16 protein-coding genes are annotated in these 15,210 nt (G+C 70.0%); 6 read left to right on the top strand and 10 right to left on the bottom strand.

Features of this window, described 5'->3' with window-relative positions:
• Positions 1-6: 6 nt before the first annotated feature.
• The gene (locus BLP62_RS08535) at positions 7-204 is read right to left on the bottom strand and encodes a hypothetical protein (RefSeq protein ID WP_038039435.1); all 198 of its coding nucleotides are present in this window, start codon (positions 202-204) and stop codon (positions 7-9) included.
• 2 nt (positions 205-206) lie between these two features.
• Positions 207-782 carry a hypothetical protein gene (locus tag BLP62_RS08530; protein WP_093007736.1) on the bottom strand — a complete coding sequence of 192 codons (576 nt, stop codon included), beginning with the start codon at positions 780-782 and terminating at the stop codon, positions 207-209.
• A 107-nt stretch (positions 783-889) separates the two neighbouring features.
• Here BLP62_RS08530 and BLP62_RS08525 point away from each other — a divergent pair, with 107 nt between their 5' ends.
• Both BLP62_RS08525 and BLP62_RS14395 read left to right on the top strand, forming a co-directional pair.
• A complete protein-coding gene (locus tag BLP62_RS08525; RefSeq protein ID WP_093007734.1) occupies positions 890-1,885 on the top strand; it encodes a hypothetical protein in 996 nt (331 codons plus the stop codon).
• Positions 1,882-2,910, top strand: coding sequence for a hypothetical protein (locus BLP62_RS14395; protein WP_093007732.1), 1,029 nt, complete (start codon positions 1,882-1,884; stop codon positions 2,908-2,910). Before BLP62_RS08525 ends, BLP62_RS14395 begins: the two co-directional genes overlap by 4 nt.
• 27 nt (positions 2,911-2,937) lie before the next feature.
• On the opposite strand, the gene BLP62_RS08515 is transcribed toward BLP62_RS14395, so the two are convergent.
• Both BLP62_RS08515 and BLP62_RS08510 read right to left on the bottom strand, forming a co-directional pair.
• Entirely contained in the window at positions 2,938-3,492 is a 555-nt protein-coding gene (locus BLP62_RS08515; protein WP_093007730.1) for a hypothetical protein, read from the bottom strand.
• Between the two features lie 271 nt (positions 3,493-3,763).
• On the bottom strand, positions 3,764-5,878 hold the full coding sequence (locus BLP62_RS08510) for an argonaute PAZ domain-containing protein (RefSeq protein WP_093007728.1): 2,115 nt from the start codon (positions 5,876-5,878) through the stop codon (positions 3,764-3,766).
• Positions 5,879-5,930: 52 nt separating this feature from the next.
• Here BLP62_RS08510 and BLP62_RS08505 point away from each other — a divergent pair, with 52 nt between their 5' ends.
• The gene (locus BLP62_RS08505; protein ID WP_093007726.1) at positions 5,931-6,614 is read left to right on the top strand and encodes a gamma-glutamyl-gamma-aminobutyrate hydrolase family protein; all 684 of its coding nucleotides are present in this window, start codon (positions 5,931-5,933) and stop codon (positions 6,612-6,614) included.
• Here BLP62_RS08505 and lysA read toward each other — a convergent pair.
• From lysA to BLP62_RS08480, 5 genes are read right to left on the bottom strand one after another with little or no spacing between them, the layout of a single operon-like run.
• Complete coding sequence (lysA, locus tag BLP62_RS08500) at positions 6,611-7,771, bottom strand: diaminopimelate decarboxylase (RefSeq protein WP_093007724.1); 1,161 nt, start codon at positions 7,769-7,771, stop codon at positions 6,611-6,613. The genes BLP62_RS08505 and lysA overlap by 4 nt on opposite strands.
• Before the next feature lie 19 nt (positions 7,772-7,790).
• A complete protein-coding gene (gene nikC, locus BLP62_RS08495; RefSeq protein ID WP_093007723.1) occupies positions 7,791-8,615 on the bottom strand; it encodes a nickel transporter permease in 825 nt (274 codons plus the stop codon).
• Positions 8,608-9,615 (bottom strand): ABC transporter permease, encoded by a 1,008-nt coding sequence (locus BLP62_RS08490; RefSeq protein ID WP_093007721.1) that lies wholly within the window; start codon positions 9,613-9,615, stop codon positions 8,608-8,610. Before BLP62_RS08490 ends, nikC begins: the two co-directional genes overlap by 8 nt.
• A 56-nt stretch (positions 9,616-9,671) precedes the next feature.
• The gene (locus tag BLP62_RS08485; RefSeq protein WP_093007719.1) at positions 9,672-11,240 is read right to left on the bottom strand and encodes an ABC transporter substrate-binding protein; all 1,569 of its coding nucleotides are present in this window, start codon (positions 11,238-11,240) and stop codon (positions 9,672-9,674) included.
• Positions 11,241-11,265: 25 nt separating this feature from the next.
• Positions 11,266-11,499, bottom strand: coding sequence for an ABC transporter permease family protein (locus BLP62_RS08480; RefSeq protein WP_241374226.1), 234 nt, complete (start codon positions 11,497-11,499; stop codon positions 11,266-11,268).
• Between BLP62_RS08480 and BLP62_RS08475 the strand changes: the two genes are divergently transcribed.
• Both BLP62_RS08475 and nagA read left to right on the top strand, forming a co-directional pair.
• Complete coding sequence (locus BLP62_RS08475) at positions 11,498-11,863, top strand: anhydro-N-acetylmuramic acid kinase (protein ID WP_241374228.1); 366 nt, start codon at positions 11,498-11,500, stop codon at positions 11,861-11,863. The two genes, BLP62_RS08480 and BLP62_RS08475, sit on opposite strands and share 2 nt — an antisense overlap.
• A gap of 10 nt (positions 11,864-11,873) precedes the next feature.
• The gene (nagA, locus tag BLP62_RS08470) at positions 11,874-12,935 is read left to right on the top strand and encodes an N-acetylglucosamine-6-phosphate deacetylase (RefSeq protein WP_093007715.1); all 1,062 of its coding nucleotides are present in this window, start codon (positions 11,874-11,876) and stop codon (positions 12,933-12,935) included.
• Between the two features lie 236 nt (positions 12,936-13,171).
• On the opposite strand, the gene BLP62_RS08465 is transcribed toward nagA, so the two are convergent.
• Positions 13,172-14,023 (bottom strand): universal stress protein, encoded by an 852-nt coding sequence (locus BLP62_RS08465; RefSeq protein ID WP_093007713.1) that lies wholly within the window; start codon positions 14,021-14,023, stop codon positions 13,172-13,174.
• 869 nt (positions 14,024-14,892) lie between these two features.
• Here BLP62_RS08465 and BLP62_RS08455 point away from each other — a divergent pair.
• A partial coding sequence (locus BLP62_RS08455; protein WP_176758174.1) for a transposase occupies positions 14,893-15,210 on the top strand: 318 nt, incomplete at its 3' end.

The raw sequence follows: 15,210 nt of genomic DNA, 5'->3' as shown, positions 1-15,210 counted from the left end.
TCCCCCCTAGGCGGGGCGGGTGCCCTTCACCCGGCCCCGGGCGTCGTAGTGGTAGACGGTCCGCCCCCGGCGGACGATCACCGTGTCCGCCGTCCAGCCCAGGAGCTCGTCCTGGGTGGAGATCCCAAAGCCCCCGATCCGCCTCCCCCGCTCGTCGTACACGTCCAGATAGTTCCCCCTGCGCCGCACCGAAGCGATGGCCATACCTACCTCCTTACGGGCTCCACCACGTGGAGCTTCCAAAGGCTGCCCACCACCAGACGGCCGTTGCCGTAGACCATGCCGGTCATGTCCGGGTCCTCAAGCAACCTCACCCAGTCCCGGAGGTTCCGGGAGGCCAGGATGACCCCTTTGTTGGCCTCCACGAAGTACCATCCCCCGCCGTAGGCCACGCCGAAGAGATCCCACTCCAAGTCCCGCCCCACCTTGTACCGCTTCCAGCTCCATCCGTCCTTGGAGGCCATCAAGGTGCCCGCGTTGCCCACGGCCAGGAAGCCCACCTCCGTGTACTCCACGGAGTTCATCCGGGCAGGGGCGTAAAAGGTCTTCCAGTGCACCCCGTCCTTGGAGACCAGGATGCGGAAGGGGCCCACGACCGCGAAGACCCCGGCCCCGTAGGCCATGTAGTGGAGCCACCCCCCGGCGTCAATCTCGTCCACAAGGGTCCGGACCCGGAACGGCCCAGGGCCCTCCGTCCGGGGGGCGGCTCCCGTGATCAGGGCCGCAAAGAGGAGGACCAAGGCCGCCCGTCCCACCTTTCTGCCCGCTCCGCGCCCCTCCATAAGTCCACCCGGCTTCAGGCTATCCCGCGCCCTCTCCAGGGCGAAAGCCGGATTTCGCAAAGACCGGAGGCTTTTCAGGAAAAGGGGATTTTGGTTATGCTGGGGGCATGAGGCAGACGGAGGAAGGGAGGCCCGGGCGCCCCCCCGGCCTCCTGGGCCTTGCGGCCCTGAAGGAACTTCCCCGGTTGGACGACGACCTCCTCCGGAGGCTCGGCCTCCACCGGAACGGGGTCCTCTGCGAGGGGCTTAAGCTCCTCCTCCTCGCCCTGGAGGCCCACAGGCTGGGGGCTGACCTCCGCTGGGCCACGGGGGAGGCCTTGAAGGAGAGTCTCCTGGAGTTTCTGCAGGAGGAGGAGAGCGCCAGGAAGCTCCTCGCCGCCCTGGCGAGGGAGGAGCAAACCTTCCTGGGGCTTGCCAACGGGGCCTCCACGGAGGACCTGCGAGAGGTGGTGGAGGAGCTCTACCTGAGGGACCATCCCCGGGGACTGGTGCTGAGGCTCTTGAAGAAGCTGAGGCCCTTCCTAGCCGACTTCGCCCCCCTGAGGCTCAAGGACCTGCCCCTGGGCCGGGTGCCCGAGGCCTGGGCCGCGGCCACCCCCCTGGTGGGAGCCTTCCGGGGAGTCTTTCTCCTTCTGGAAAGGTCCTACGGGGTGGACTCGGCAGCCTTTGAGCGGGCCATGGCCGCAAGCTGGGTGTTCCACTTCCTGAAGGAGCCTACAGGGTCAGGGATCTCCTGTCCCAACCCCTTTGAGAACGTGTTCCCCCACCTGGCGGCAAAGAAGGGGAAGCGGGGGACCCACGTGCTCCTCTACCAGGACGGGGCACCGGGGGACTACACCTGCCAGGTGGCCCGGAACCAGCCCACGGGGAAAAGGGAGCTCTACGAGGCCTCCCGCCTGAACGACAAGGGGCCCAGGGTGCCCTCCCCCGTCCTGGCCAAGTACTTTCCCGCCTGGTACGAGGCCCTGGCCAAGGCCTGGGAGGGCGGGGGCCCCGAGCCCTGCCCCTTCCCTGAGGGGGGATACGACTGGGACCTGGTGGCCGAGTACCGCCACGCCCTCTGGGCCGCCCTGGCCTCCAGCCCGCACGGGGGGAGACCGTGACCCGGCCCAGGCGCTCCTTCCAAAGCCTCCTTCTCCAGGCCCTGGTGGAGGCGAAGGCGGGAAACCTCGGCGCCCTGCAAGCGAAGGCTTTCCGAGAGGAAGCCGAGCGGCACCTCGCCATGGGCCCGCGGGGGGAAGACCCCATCGGCCGGGCCCTCAACCTGGGCAGAGAGGCCCTCCACCGCCTCTCCTTGGGGGAGCGGGAAGAGGCCTGTGCGAAGCTCCGCCAGGCCCTGCGTCTCCACCCCTACCTCGGGGGAGGCTACGCCCGGGCCCTGGCGGAGGTCCTCTGTGGGGAAAGGACTGTGGAGAAGGGGGGTCGGAGGGAGGACCGCGCCCTCCTAGAGCAGGCCCGGTCAGAGGTCCGCCTTCTGGCCTTCCTGGACGGACTCCCCCCCGCCTTCTGGGTGGAGGCCTTCTGGCCCGAGGGGAAGGAGCGGACCGAGGCGAAGAAGCAAGGACCGCAGGCCACCTGGGGGGAACAGCCCTCCTTTGCTCGCCCCGAGCGTAAGCCCCCCTCCCCCAGCCGCCCCAGGTTCCCCCTGGCCTACCGGCCCTGGTACCGGGAGCAAAAGGAGCCTCGGGAGGGGGTCCGAATGATGCTGCTCATTACCCAGGAGAGGGCCCTTAGGCCCAAGGAGCTCCGCCGCTGGGCGGGGCCGGGCCTAGAGATTTGGGAGGGGGAGGAAGGGGGCTTCTGGCTCCGCCTCTTCCCGGAGTTCTGGGAACGCCACCCGGAAGCCGCCCTCCTGGTCCTGGAGGGGAGGGAGGCCCGGGTCCCAATCCCCCTCCTTCCGGGGATGCCTCCCCTCCCCTTCCCCCGGGTCTTCCGCCACGGGGAGGAGGTGACGGGGGAGGTCTGGTCCTGGGAGGACCTGAGGCCGAGGGCCCTCGCGGCTTTCCTGCGCGAGGTGGGGTATTACCGGGACCTCCTCCAGGTTTGGCTGGAGTACGGCCTGGGGACCGGCCGCCTGTCCCGGAAGGGGTTTAGGGAGGCCCTGAGGCTTATGGAGGAGGAGCCCTGAGGCAGGGCGGTGTCCCCCCGGACCGGGCTAGAGCCCCTCGAGGGCCATGGTCACCTCGCCCACGGACGTGAACCTTCCCTTTCGCGCCTCCACGGAGAAGAGGAAGAGGGCCTCGAGGAGTGGCCTCCCCTCCCGTCCGAACACTTCCAGGATGGCCCTCGCCTTTTCCCTGGCGGCGAGGAGAAACCGTTCTGTCTGGTCCTCGAGGTAGGGGCGGAGGATGTAGACGAGGTCTTCGTCCCCAATCTCCACCCGGAAGGAAGGCGGCCTCTCCCTATCCACCCTCACCTCCACCTGGAGGAGGTCCTCCCCGGGGGAGAAAACCCCCAGGACCTCTTCCGGAACCCTCCCCCTCAGGATCACGGGAAAGTCCACGAAGGGCGTCCCGTCCAAGCTCAGGACGAGCCGCGCCTCAATGGGTTCGCGACACCTCTTCAGGCGCTCCCGGAGGGCGGCCTCCAGGACCTTCCTTTGCCCCTCCTCGAGGCGTTCTCCCCAGACCTCCACACGCTCTCCGTCCAACCGGACGCCCACCCCGAGGCGCTGGATCCACTTCAAGAGATCCCCTTCCAGCTTCCCCACCCCGCAACCCCCTTCGCCGGGCCCCACCCCCACCGCGCGCCCGGAGGGTGGGGCGCGAACCGCCGGGCCTTGTCCCCATGATAAAGGGGTCCCCCACGCCCGGCGGGACCTGCTCTTCTGCGGCCATCCGAGATGGGCCGGGCCGCCTTTCCGTGCCAAATCCCGACAGAGGGGGCCGCTCACGGAAGACCTTCGCCCACCCCGCCAGCGAGCACGACAATCCCCGATGGCCCCGGGCAAGGGCGGCCCTGTCCGGGAAGATGCTCGGACCCTAGACGAAGAAAAGCTTCTCCCTGCCCAGGCCCTGGAGAGAGCTCAGCCCAACGCGCCCCACCTCCCGGACCAGGCGGTCCGCCAGGTGGAGGGGGGCGGGAAGGCTCGGGAAGCGGTAGCCGCTAGGCGGGTAGAGGCGGGAGAGGTGGTAAAGCTGGCGGGCCAGCTCCCTCACCGGGGTGGACCCCTCCTCGTGCACCACCTTTAGGGGGCGGGGCGTGGCCCTCATCCTCCCCTCCCCCGGGTAGGCGGTGAGGAGGAGGAAGGCGGTCTTTCCCTCCGCCTCGGGCAAGGGGACGTAGAGGCCGTCCCTCAGCCTTTCCCCTTCCTTGGGGTAGATCCTGCCTCCGCCGCTTTTGCGCACAGAGACCAGGTCGTAACCGATGCCCGCCTTGGCCAGCTCCCGAAGGGCTAGGGTGAACTCCTCCCTCTGGGTCTTGCCGTCCCGGAGGAGGAGGACGTGTCGGGGCCAACGGCCCGCCCCCCGCTGGAAGGCCACGAGGGCCTCCTGGAGCATGCCCCAGACCACCTCCCCGTGGATCCTCTCCCCCCTTTGGGCCTCGGGCAGGAGCCAAGAGAGAAGCCCGCCGTCCGCGGTCACCGCGCAGGCCGCCCCCCCGTAGCGGAGGCTTCTGGAACCGTCCGCGCCCGCATCGAAGCCCACGGCGAGCTCCGCCGGGTAGGCCCCGTCCAGGGCCATCACCCTCCAGCCCAGCTTGCTTACCAGGCCCAAGAGGACGTTGTCCAGTTTGTGCCCCTCCAGGGGCGGGTTGAAGAACTGGCTGGGGAGGCCCCGCTGCAGGCAGGCCCGCTTGAGGCGGTTGCGCTCCTCCGGGGAGAGGGGCGGGGTCTGGACCAAAAGGGCGTCCACCCCCGCCTCCCGGGAGAGCCGTTCCAAGATGGCGGCGAGGTCCAGGCCCAGGAGGTCCCTCCTCGCCACGGCCACAGGCTCCGCCAGGGCCAGGGGGACCTCGCTGGCCCGGGCCACCTCCAAGAGGGCCTTCCTGAGAGGCGCGGGCCAGGCAGGCTCCCCTTCCACCACCAAGAGCCCCACCTTGGCGGGCCTGCCCTGGAGGACCCCCCTCCGGAGGGCCTCCGCGGGCTTGGCGATCCTCTGGCCGCGAAGGGCCTTGAGCTGGGGAGGGGACAGGAGGTGGCCCCGGGCTTCCACGGGCCTGGGGTCCCTAAGCCCGTACACCCGGGAGGCCACATGCCCGGCCACCTTGCGGGCGAGGGAGAAGCGCTCGGAGGGGGGGATCTGCAGGGCCAGGGCCCCTTCAAGGCCGAGCTCCGCCAGGTCCTCCAGGGTGAGCACGGGCTGGAGGAGGCCCGAGAGGTGGTAGACCTCTTTCCCCCTCTCGTCCCGGACCCGCACCACCCGGCCCGCCTGCCCCTTCTCCCGAAGCCTCCCCCTGCCCACGTGGTAGTCCAGAAGGCTCACGCCCCCGAGGTCCACCCCCTCGGGGGAGAGGCCTGGCTCCACGGCCACGAGGGTCCAGGTCTGCCGCCGCCCCGAGGGGGCGGGGTAGGTGCTCCGGACCCTGCGGGGGGCGGGGTAGCGGTCCAGCCACGCCTCCAGGGTTAGGGTGGGCAGGATGCGGTGGACGATGTCCACCTCCAGGAGCATCCGGCCCCCCCCGTCCACCAGGGCCCTGAGGTAAGCCCCCTTGCGGACCCGCCACCCCTCCCCCGCGCGGACCTCCTTCCCCAGGAGGAGGCTTCCCTCCACCTCGTGGGAGCCGCCCCGGCCGTAGGCGGCCGCCAACCCCACCTCCAGGCGCCTCTGGGCGAGGCGGGAGAGGGCCTCCCGCTCCTCAGGCCGGGAGGGGTCCAGGAGGGCCTCCCCCTCGAGGCGGAGGGCGAAGCGGTAGGGGCCCTCGAGGCCCCCCACCTCCCCCTCCCGGAGGTGGGGCGGGGACCAGGCCAAAAGCCCCCCCTTCCACGGGACGGCCAGGCCGCCCACCCGGTTGGCCACCCTCGCCAGGAGCCGATGGGGGTTTTCCTCCAGAGAGGGGGTGGGCTCCCAGGAAACCCCCAAGAGGAGGGGCTTCCGCTCCCTCTCCTCCAGGGGCCGGAGAACGAAGCGGTTGAGGTAGACCCACTTGGCCTCCATCGGTGCGATTATATCCCTGGACCGTTTCCCACTCCCCGGGTAGAATCCCCCCATGCGCCTCATCGGTGTGGCCGCCCAGCGGAGGACCCTCGAGGCCGGCCCCTTCTGGGGCCTCCAGGAGGCCTACCTGGAGGCCCTGGCCTCCCAGGGCCTGGCCCACGTCCTGATTCCCCCCCAGCCCCAATCCCGCCTGGAGCGGCTTCTTCCCCACCTGGACGGCCTCCTCCTTCCGGGAGGGGGGGACGTGGACCCCGCCCTTTACGGGGAGGAACCCCTCCCGGAGCTTGGGGAGGTGGACCCCGAGCGGGACGGGCTGGAGATCTTCCTGGCCCGCTACGCCGCGGCCAAGGGGCTTCCCCTCCTCGGGGTCTGCCGGGGGGTCCAGGTGCTGAACGTGGCCCTGGGGGGAAGCCTCCACCAGGACCTGGGCCGGGCGGGCTTCGCCCTGCAGCACCATCAGAAAAGCCCCCCCGCCTGGGGGGCCCTGGGCCACGGGGTGGAGCTTCTTGAGGAAAGCCCCCTAGGCCGCCTCTTCCCCAAGGCCTTCCGGGTCAACTCCTACCACCACCAGGGCCTGAAGGCCCTGGGGAAGGGCCTTAAGCCCGTGGCCAAAGCCCCGGACGGCCTGGTGGAGGCGGTGGTCCTGGAGGGCCACCCCCTCTACCTCGGGGTCCAGTGGCACCCCGAGCGCCTGCCCGCCCACTGGCCCCTCTTCGGCCTCTTCAAAGAGGTCTAAGCCTCCCCCTCCCAGAGGGCCTCCAGGGGCTCCCGCCGCCTCAGGACCTCAAAGCCCTCCCCGGTCCAAAGGAGCTCCAAGGGCCTCGGGGTGTCCAGGTAGGAAAGGGCCATGCTGGCCCCGTAGGCCCCGGCCTCCAGGAAGGCCAGGGCGTCCCCCTCCTTGGGCGGGGGAAGGGCGACCCCCCGGGCGAGCACGTCCCCCGCCTCGCAGGCCGGGCCCGCCAGGTCATAGACCTCCTCCCCTTCCCCCTCGTAAAGGGGAAGGACGGGGTGGAAGGCCCCGTAGAGGGCCGGGCGCAACAGGGTGGTCATGCCCGCCTCCAGGAGGAGGTAGTTCCGCCGGGTGCGCTTCCAGCCCACCACCCGGGCCACCAGCACCCCGGCCTGGGCCACCAGGTAGCGGCCGGGCTCCAGGAAGACCTCCGCCCCGTAAAGCCGGGCCAGGGCCTCCATGGCTTCCCGCAGGGCCTTTAGGTCCAGCCCCAGGCCGAACCCGCCCCCGAGGTCCAACACCTCCACGGGCCCCACCTCGGGGAAGAGCCCTTCCAGGACCCGGTAGCCCTCGAGGAAGTCCCTGGGGTCTTCCAGCTTGGAGCCCAGGTGCAGGTGGAGGCCGAGCACCCTAAGGCCCCGCTCCCGGGCGAGGGCGAGGAGCCTCGGCACCTCCTCGGGCAGGACCCCGAACTGGCTCTCCCCCCTCCCCGTGGCCAGGTGGGGGTGGGTGGCCACGGGGAGGTCCGGGTTCACCCGGAGGAGGACCTTGGCCCCCGGAAGGAGGCGGGCCACCCGCAGGAGGTCGCCCTCGGAGTCCAGGACCACCAGGGGAGGGCTTGCCTGGAGGGCCTTCAGGGCCTCCTCCGTCTTCACCGGGCCGTTCCAGAGAACCTCCTCCGGGAGGAAGCCCGCGCGGTAGGCCCTGAGGACCTCCCCCAAGGAGACCGCCTCCGCCCCCAGGCCCAAGGCCCTGAGGCGCCGGAGGAGGCCTAGGCGGGGGTTGGCCTTGAGGGCGTAGAAGAGGCGGGCCTTGGGGAAGGCCCGCTTAAGCCTCTCCACCCCCTCCCGCACCCGGGTCCAGTCGTAGGCGTAGAAGGGGGTGGGGTAGAGGGCGAGGGCCTCCTTCAGGGCCTGGAGAAAACCGGGGTTCAGGGCACTCACGGCACGCTCCTTTCCAAGCTCAGCGCCCCCTCGGGTCCAGGGCGTCCCGGAGGCCGTCCCCCAGGAGGTTGAAGGCCAAGACGGTGAGGAGGATGGCCACCGCCGGGGCCGTGGCCGCCCAGGGGGCTTCGGCCATGTAGTTGCGGGTTTCCGCCACCATGGCCCCCCACTCGGGGGTGGGGGGCTGGGCGCCGAAGCCGATGAAGGAAAGCCCCGCCGCGGTGAGGATGGCCGAGCCCACCTCGTAGCTTGCCTGCACCAAAACGGGGGTGAGGCTGTTGGGGAGGAGGTGCTTCAGGAGGATCCTCCCCTGCCCCGCCCCCAAGGCCCGCGCCGCCTCCACGAACTCCCGCTCCCTTAAGGCCAGGACCTGGGCCCGCACGAGCCTGGCGTAGATGGGCCAGGTGACGAGGGCCACGGCGAGGACGGTGTTCGTCAGGTTGGGGCCGAGGGCCGCGGCGATGGCCATGGCCAGGATGAGGGAGGGGAAGGCGAAGAAGACATCGGTGAGGCGCATGAGGAGGTTGTCCCAGAACCCGCCAAGCCCCCCGGCGAGGAGGCCCACCGCCACCCCCAGGGCCGAGGCCAGGAGGACCACCCCGAACCCCACCCCCAGGCTGATCCGGGCCCCGTGGACCACCCGGGCCAGGACGTCCCGGCCGAGCTGGTCGGTGCCCAGGGGATGGGCGGGGCCTGGGGGCCTGAGCCTTTCCCCGATGTTCTGCTCCAGGGGGTCCCCCACGAGGGCGGGGCCGAGGGCCGCCACCAGGAGGAGGACCAGGAGGAGGGCGAGGCCCAGGACCGCCCCGGGGTTGCGGAGGAAGCGGCGCAGGAGCCTAGGCATAGCGGATCCTCGGGTCCAGAAGGGCGTAGAGGAGGTCCACCAGGAGGTTGAGGAGGGAGTAGACCACCCCCACCAGGAGGGTGACCCCCATGACGGCGGGAAAGTCCAGGCTGGTGGCGGACTGGGTCACGTAGCGGCCGAGGCCGGGCCAGGAGAAGATGGTCTCCGTGAGCACCGCCCCGGAAAGCAGCCCCCCGAGGAGCCCCCCGAGGAGGGTCAGGACGGGCAGGGCGGCGTTCTTGAGGGCGTGGCGGAGGACCACCTGCCGCTCGGAAAGCCCCTTGGCCCAGACGGTGCGGATGTAGTCCTGGGAGAGGACCTCCAGCATGGCCGCCCGCACCATCCGGGCGAGGAGGGCCGCGGAGGCGGAGCCCAGGACGAAGGCCGGGAGGACGAGGTGGGCCAGGGCGTCCCGGAAGGCCGCCCAGTCCCCCGCCAGGAGGGCGTCCAGGCTCACCATCCCCGTGACCCGGGGGGGAGGCAGGAGGAAGGGGTCCAGCCGGCCCGGCCCCGGCAGGAGGCCCAAGCGGCGGTGGAGGAGGTCCAGGAGGAGGATGGCCAGGAAGAAGACCGGGGTGGAGCCGAGGAGGAGGGCGAGGAGGCGCACCAGGAGGTCAGGGGGGCGGTTTTGCCGGAGGGCGGCCCACACCCCTGCGGGAAGGCCGAGAAGCAGGGCCACGAGGAAGGCGCTCAGGGCGAGCTCGAGGGTCGCGGGGAAGAACTCCTTCAGGTCCTCGGCCACGGGCCTTCCCGTGCGCAGGGAGCGGCCCAGGTCCAGCCGGAAAAGCCTCTGGAGATAAAGGCCATACTGGACCAGGAGGGGCTTATCCAGGCCGTAGCGCTCCCGGAACTCCCGGATCTGCTCCTCGCGGGCGTTCTCCCCCAGGGCGGCCACGGCAGGGTCTATGGGGATCACCTGGGAGACGAAGAAGGTGATGAAGGTGATCCCCAGCCCCACGAGGAGGGCGTAGCCGAGCCGCTTCAGGACGTAGGCCGCCATGGTCTTCCCAAGAGAAGGCCCGTGGAGGGGCCCACGGGCCTAAGCGGGCCTTACCCCTAGGGCCTCTTCTCCACGAGCCACAGGGGGGAGGACATCATGGGGTTCTTGAGGAACCCCTCCACCTTGGCGGAGAGGGCGATGGGCTGGGCGGGCTGGTAGAGGACGGCGTAGGGCCCCTGGTGGAGCACCCGCTCGGTGAGCACCTTGTAGAGGGCCTGGCGCTTCTTGGGATCGGTCTCCAGAGCCGCCTGACGGGCCAGCTTGGCGGCCACCTCGTCCTGGTAGCTGTTCCGCCAGGCCAGGGAGCGGGCGTCGTAGTCGGCCCAGGGGGTGGCGTTGCCGTCGGGGTCGGGGAAGTCCGGGCTCCAGCCCGCGAGGACCATCTGGTGGTTCTGCGCCCGGTAGGTGGCCAAAAGCTCGGCGTTGGCGATGGCCCGGATCCTGGCCCGGAGGCCCGCCTTGGCCATGTCGGCCTGGAGCTTGGCGGCCACGTCGGGGCAGGGCACCCCACCCCCGCAGATCCCGGTGCTCACCAGAAGCTCAAACTCCAGGCCCTGGGGGTAGCCCGCCTCGGCCAGGAGCTTCCTGGCCCGGGCGGGGTCGTAGGCGTAGGGGGTGGCGGGGTTGTAGCCCAGAAGCCCCTTGGGGATGAAGGTCTGGATCTTCAGGGCGTTCCCCTGGAGGAGGCCCTGGATGAGCTCGTCCTGGTTCACCGCGTAGCGCACCGCCTCCCGCACCTTGGGGTGGGCGAAGGGACTTCCCGCCTTCATGTTCATGCCCAGGTACTGGAGGCGCAGGGTCTCCGCCCGGAGCACCTTGAAGCGGGGGTTGGCGGCGATGGCCTTGAGGGCCTCAGGGGTGAGCCCCTCGGCGATGTCCACCTCCCCGGACTCCAAGGCGGTGCGGAGGACGGCGGGCTCCTGGATGTAGCGGAGAATCACCCGAGGGGTCTTGGGCTTGACGCGGGCGTAGGGGTTGGCCTCGAGGAGCACCTGGCTCCCCCGGTCCCAGCGCACCAGGCGGTAGGGCCCGGAACCCGCGGAGTTGCTGCTCAGGAAGTCCTTGCCGTAATCGCCCCCCTTGGCGTTCTTCTGCACCTCCTCCGAGTCCACGACGCCCCCGATGGTGAAGGTGAGGATGGAGAGGAAGGACTGGGGGGAGGCCGTCTTGGGAATGCGCACCTCCACGGTGTAGGGGTCCAGGGCCTTGGTGGCCCCGGGCTTGAGCCCGGCGATCTCGGTGAAGAGGAAGGACCCCGGGCCCTTCAGGGCCAGGGCCCGCTCAAAGCTAAAGACCACGTCCTTGGCCGTCACCTCCCGGCCCGTGGAGAAGCGGCTCCCCTTGCGGAGCTTGAAGGTGAGGATCCACTCCTCCTTGCCCCGGTCCACCTTCCAGCTCTCCGCAAGGCCGGGGCGGAGGGTGGAGAGGTCGTTGCCCTCAAAGCGCACCAGGGTCTCGTAGAGGTTGTCGGCGATCAGGACCCCGCTGAACTCGTAGACCACCTGCGGGTCCAGGGTGATGAGGTCGGTGAAGTCCCCGCCGTAGACCAGGACCTGGGTGCGGTCCTGGGCCAAACCCATAGCCGCCAAAACCGTAAGCGCCAACCCGAGGAACCCACGCTTCATCACTTGACCTCCTTATGTCATCACTCTAACCCTTCAGGCTTCCCAGGGTAAGCCCCTGGATGAAGTAGCGTTGGGCCAGGAGGAAGACGAGGATGGGGGGGATGGTCCCCAGGGTGAGGCCCGCCATGAGCACCGTCCACTCCGTGGAAAACTGGTTCTGGAACGCGGCGAGGCCCACGGTGAGGGGGCGCATCTCCAGGGAGTTGGTGACGATGAGGGGCCAGTTGATGCCCTGGAGGCCTGCGGGGAAGATGAGCATGCGCAGGCCCACCCCGAGCCGGGAGGTGTGGCGCCTCGAGGCCCTCCCGGAAAGGCCCCAAGACCCCGCCCGCCTCCTCAAGACCCTCCTGGCCTTCACCGCGGAGAGCGTGGCCGAGGCCTACCGCCGCTTCGTGGGGCCCGTGGACCGGGTCCTCCTGGCGGGGGGCGGGGCGCGGAACCGGGTGCTGGTGGACCTCCTCCGGGAAAGGCTCCCCGTGGCGGTCATGGAGAACCCCAAGGTGCGGGAGCCCCTGGCCTTCGCCCTTCTGGCCTACCTCTACGCCCTGGGGAGGCCCAACGTCCTGGGGCGGGCCACCGGGGGGCGGGACGTGCGGGCAGGACAGGTGGTGGAACCCTTTTAGGAGGCGCGGCATGACCTTGGAAGGCACGATCCTCACCCCGGAGGGCCTTAGGCGCGGGAGGGTCCGCTTCGCCGAGCGCATCCTGGCCGTGGAGGAGGCCCCCGTGGAGGGCTCCTACGTCCTCCCCGGCTTCCTAGACCTCCACGTCCACGGGGGCCTGGGGCGCGACTTCATGGAGGGGAAGGAGGCCGCCCTGGAGGCCGCCCGCTTCCACCTCCGCCACGGCACCACGGGCCTCCTCGCCACCACGGTCACCGCGCCCCCGGAGGACCTCAGGCGGGCCCTTCGGGGAATCGCCGAGGCCATGGGGGCGTGCGAGGCCCTCCTCGGGGTCCACCTGGAAGGCCCCTTCATCAGCCCGAAGCGCCTCGGGGCCCAGCCCCCCTTCCCCCAAAACCCCGACCCCGCCCTGATGGAAGACCTCCTGGCCCTGGCCCCCGTGCGGGTGGTCACCCTGGCCCCCGAGCTCCCCGGGGCCCTGGAGCTGGTGCGCCTCCTGGCGGGCCGGGGGGTCCGGGTCCAGATGGGCCACACCGCCGCGGGCTACCTCGAGGCCCTGGCCGCCCTGGAGGCGGGGGCCGTGGGCTTCACCCACCTCTACAACGCCATGACCCCCCTCCACCACCGGGAGCCCGGGGTGGTGGGGCTCGCCCTGGAGCGGGGCCTCTGGGCCGAGCTCATCCCCGACGGCCTCCACGTGCACCCCGCCGCCCTCCGCCTCGCCCTGAAGAGCATCCCCGGTCTCTACTTCGTCACCGACGCCGTGGCCGCCGCGGGGATGCCGGAGGGGGTCTACCCCCTGGGGGCCCACCGGGTGGAGAAGCGGGGCCTGGGGGTGTGGCTTGGGGAGAGCCTCGCGGGGAGCACCCTCACCATGGACGAGGCCTTGAGGAGGCTGGTGGGGTTTGGCCTCCCCCTGGAGGAGGCGGCCCGGAGGCTTTCCGCCTACCCCGCCCGCTACCTGGGCCTGGAGGACCGGGGGGAGATCGCCCCCGGCAAGCGGGCAGACCTGGTGGTGCTGGACGAGGACCTGCGGGTGGAGGCGGTGTACCTGGGGGGGAAAAGGGTCTAGCCCAGAGATCTTTCCTGAAGCTCACCCCAACCCCTTGGCGAGGACGAAGGGGACACTCGGACGGCAAGACAGGAGCCCTCTAGAGAGCGCGGCCCACGTCCAAAGGAAAGTGCAGCCTCCTTGGCCCCACCGGGGATCGTGGCACCTGGGCTCCGGGGCCGAGAGGCGGGTGGCCCGGGCACCCCTAGAGGTGGACACAGAGTCGCCGTGTGAAGGAAGGCTCAGGCAGCCCTCTTCTAGGGGATCAAGACCAGGGGCTTGTGCAGGTGGAGGGCCGCCCGCACGGAGGTGTCGGGGAAGGCCACCTCTTCCCAGAGGGCCTGGGGATGGTGGGGCAGCACCAGGAGGCCCAACCTGGACTCCTCCTCCTTGAGGAGGCTGAAAAGGCGCTCCCGTAGGAACACGGCCTCCGCCGCCACCCCTTCGGCCCAGGCGCGGTCGGTGAGATGCTCCACCAGACCCCTCTCCTCAGCGACCTCCCCAGTTTCGATAACCGCCTCGTCCGCCCTCAGCTCCCGGGGGATTGCCGCCGGGGGAATGTGGGGCACAGCCCCCAGGAGGCGCAGAGGACGCCCCAGACCCCGGGCCAGGTCCAGGGCCAAGGCGAAGGCCCGCCCCCCGGTCTCCCCCTCCTCCGCCAAAAGGCCCACGGGCCCCTCCTTCAGCTCCCCGCGGGCGAGGAAAAGGGGCCGGTCCAGGTGGTGCACCAGGTAAAGGGCCACCGAACCCAGGAGGAGGGCCCCAAGGAGGGTGTGGTCCCGGGCCCCCGCCAAGACGCCGTCATATCCCCGCGCGGCCTGGACCAGGGTAGGACCTACGGGGCCTTCCAAGTAGAGGGTTTCCGCCTCGAGACCCATCTCCCGCGCCCGTTCCTCCACTCTGGCCAGGTAAGCCCGCGCCGCCTCTTGGAAGGCCCTCCTGACCTCCTCCGGGTCCAGGCCCTCGAGGCCCATAACCGCCGGGGACACGTCGGCCACGTAAGCCAGGGTAACCCTCGCTCCCAAGGCGCTCAGGGTGCGAGCGAGGGCCAGCACCCGAGCCTCCTCTCGTCCCGGGGAAACGGCCACCAGAAGACGCTGGGGGAACATACTTTGATTCTCCCCCAGCTGAGGGTGAAAGCAGGTGAAATCCCTTTAAACTTTATGAGCATGAGGCTCCAGAGCTGACCGCCATGCTGCATGTGTCCCCGGAAAGCGCAGGGTGGAAAGGGGGGTTGAAGGAGAAGGCCTCAAGGGCCGCCTCCCTTTCCCGCATCCCACTGCGGTTCAGCAGGGACACCGGAAAGGCCCGGAGGCCCGCCAAGATCTGTCCCCCACTCCCCGCACATGTCAGCCGTCCTTAAGGTACGCTTCGCGTGACCAAGGTACAGGTATCCACGTTCCCCACCACCCCTTCGCCCTCAAACCCCCCCGCCCCCAGGCGGTCCAGGAGCTCTAAAAGGGCTTGGGCCAGGGTGAATCTGCAGGTGCAGGGCCAGGATCTCCACAAGCCTGACCTAGGGGCTCTTCCTCTTGCTGCTTCCCTGGAGTGTTTCCCGTCCACCACTAGGACCTCCCCCAGCTCCGCCTCGGGAAAACCCGGTTGCTTCCTCACCAGAGAAACAGCTTGAGGAGAGCCTCCCGGAGCTTCCCCGGATCAACGCGCTCGGGTCAACGGGATTGACGAGGAGGGTGAACATGGTGTAGCCCGAGGGCTTGCGCAAGCCCAGGTGGGGCGTCACGGGCGAAGCCCGTGGCTTGAGAAGGTGAGGATTGGCCCGGGCAGTCAAGCCGCCAGGCCCCTCTCGTAGTGCTCCACACATCGCAGGGAGTCTACGCGGCAGGAAGAGGCCACCAGGATGAGGGCTAAGAGACCCCACAAATCGTCGATTGTGGGGCCAGGAGTTGGGGATCTGGAGCAAAGCCTCGCGCAAGGCCACGGTCTTCATGGTCGTGTAAGGATTTATGTGTAAGGGTCCGTGTTTAATAGGGGGGCACACCTTGGAACGAGGAGGTGCCCCGTGGACCAGGATACCTTGCGGATCTTGCTGAGGGAAGCGGTGCGGGAGACAGTAGCCGAGGTTCTGCAGACGGTTCTGGAGCTGGACCGGACAGCCTTCTTGCAGGTGCACGGGGGGCGCAGGAACGGCTACTACCCCCGCAAGCTGGAGACCACCTTCGGCCAGGTGGACCTGAAGGTCCCTAGGGATCGGGAATCTCGGTATTACCCGGCTTTCCTTAAGCCCTACGCCCGCCGCCTGGTGGACGTGGGGGAAGTAGCTGTGGCCTTGTACGCC

This window comes from Thermus arciformis (genome assembly GCF_900102145.1).
GTDB lineage: Bacteria > Deinococcota > Deinococci > Deinococcales > Thermaceae > Thermus > Thermus arciformis.
The sequence above is the reverse complement of the archived record's forward strand: the minus strand, read 5'-3'. Positions and strand labels throughout refer to the sequence as shown.

Bases quoted from the DNA above. Each gene is read 5' to 3' on its own strand.
- BLP62_RS08535 (WP_038039435.1), bottom strand. From the start codon at position 204: ATGGCCATCGCTTCGGTGCGGCGCAGGGGGAACTATCTGGACGTGTAC.
- BLP62_RS08530 (WP_093007736.1), bottom strand. From the start codon at position 782: ATGGAGGGGCGCGGAGCGGGCAGAAAGGTGGGACGGGCGGCCTTGGTC.
- BLP62_RS08525 (WP_093007734.1), top strand. From the start codon at position 890: ATGAGGCAGACGGAGGAAGGGAGGCCCGGGCGCCCCCCCGGCCTCCTG.
- BLP62_RS08510 (WP_093007728.1), bottom strand. From the start codon at position 5,878: ATGGAGGCCAAGTGGGTCTACCTCAACCGCTTCGTTCTCCGGCCCCTG.
- BLP62_RS08505 (WP_093007726.1), top strand. From the start codon at position 5,931: ATGCGCCTCATCGGTGTGGCCGCCCAGCGGAGGACCCTCGAGGCCGGC.
- nikC (WP_093007723.1), bottom strand. From the start codon at position 8,615: ATGCCTAGGCTCCTGCGCCGCTTCCTCCGCAACCCCGGGGCGGTCCTG.
- BLP62_RS08490 (WP_093007721.1), bottom strand. From the start codon at position 9,615: ATGGCGGCCTACGTCCTGAAGCGGCTCGGCTACGCCCTCCTCGTGGGG.
- BLP62_RS08485 (WP_093007719.1), bottom strand. From the start codon at position 11,240: ATGAAGCGTGGGTTCCTCGGGTTGGCGCTTACGGTTTTGGCGGCTATG.
- BLP62_RS08475 (WP_241374228.1), top strand. From the start codon at position 11,498: ATGCGCAGGCCCACCCCGAGCCGGGAGGTGTGGCGCCTCGAGGCCCTC.
- BLP62_RS08480 (WP_241374226.1), bottom strand. From the start codon at position 11,499: ATGCTCATCTTCCCCGCAGGCCTCCAGGGCATCAACTGGCCCCTCATC.
- nagA (WP_093007715.1), top strand. From the start codon at position 11,874: ATGACCTTGGAAGGCACGATCCTCACCCCGGAGGGCCTTAGGCGCGGG.
- BLP62_RS08465 (WP_093007713.1), bottom strand. From the start codon at position 14,023: ATGTTCCCCCAGCGTCTTCTGGTGGCCGTTTCCCCGGGACGAGAGGAG.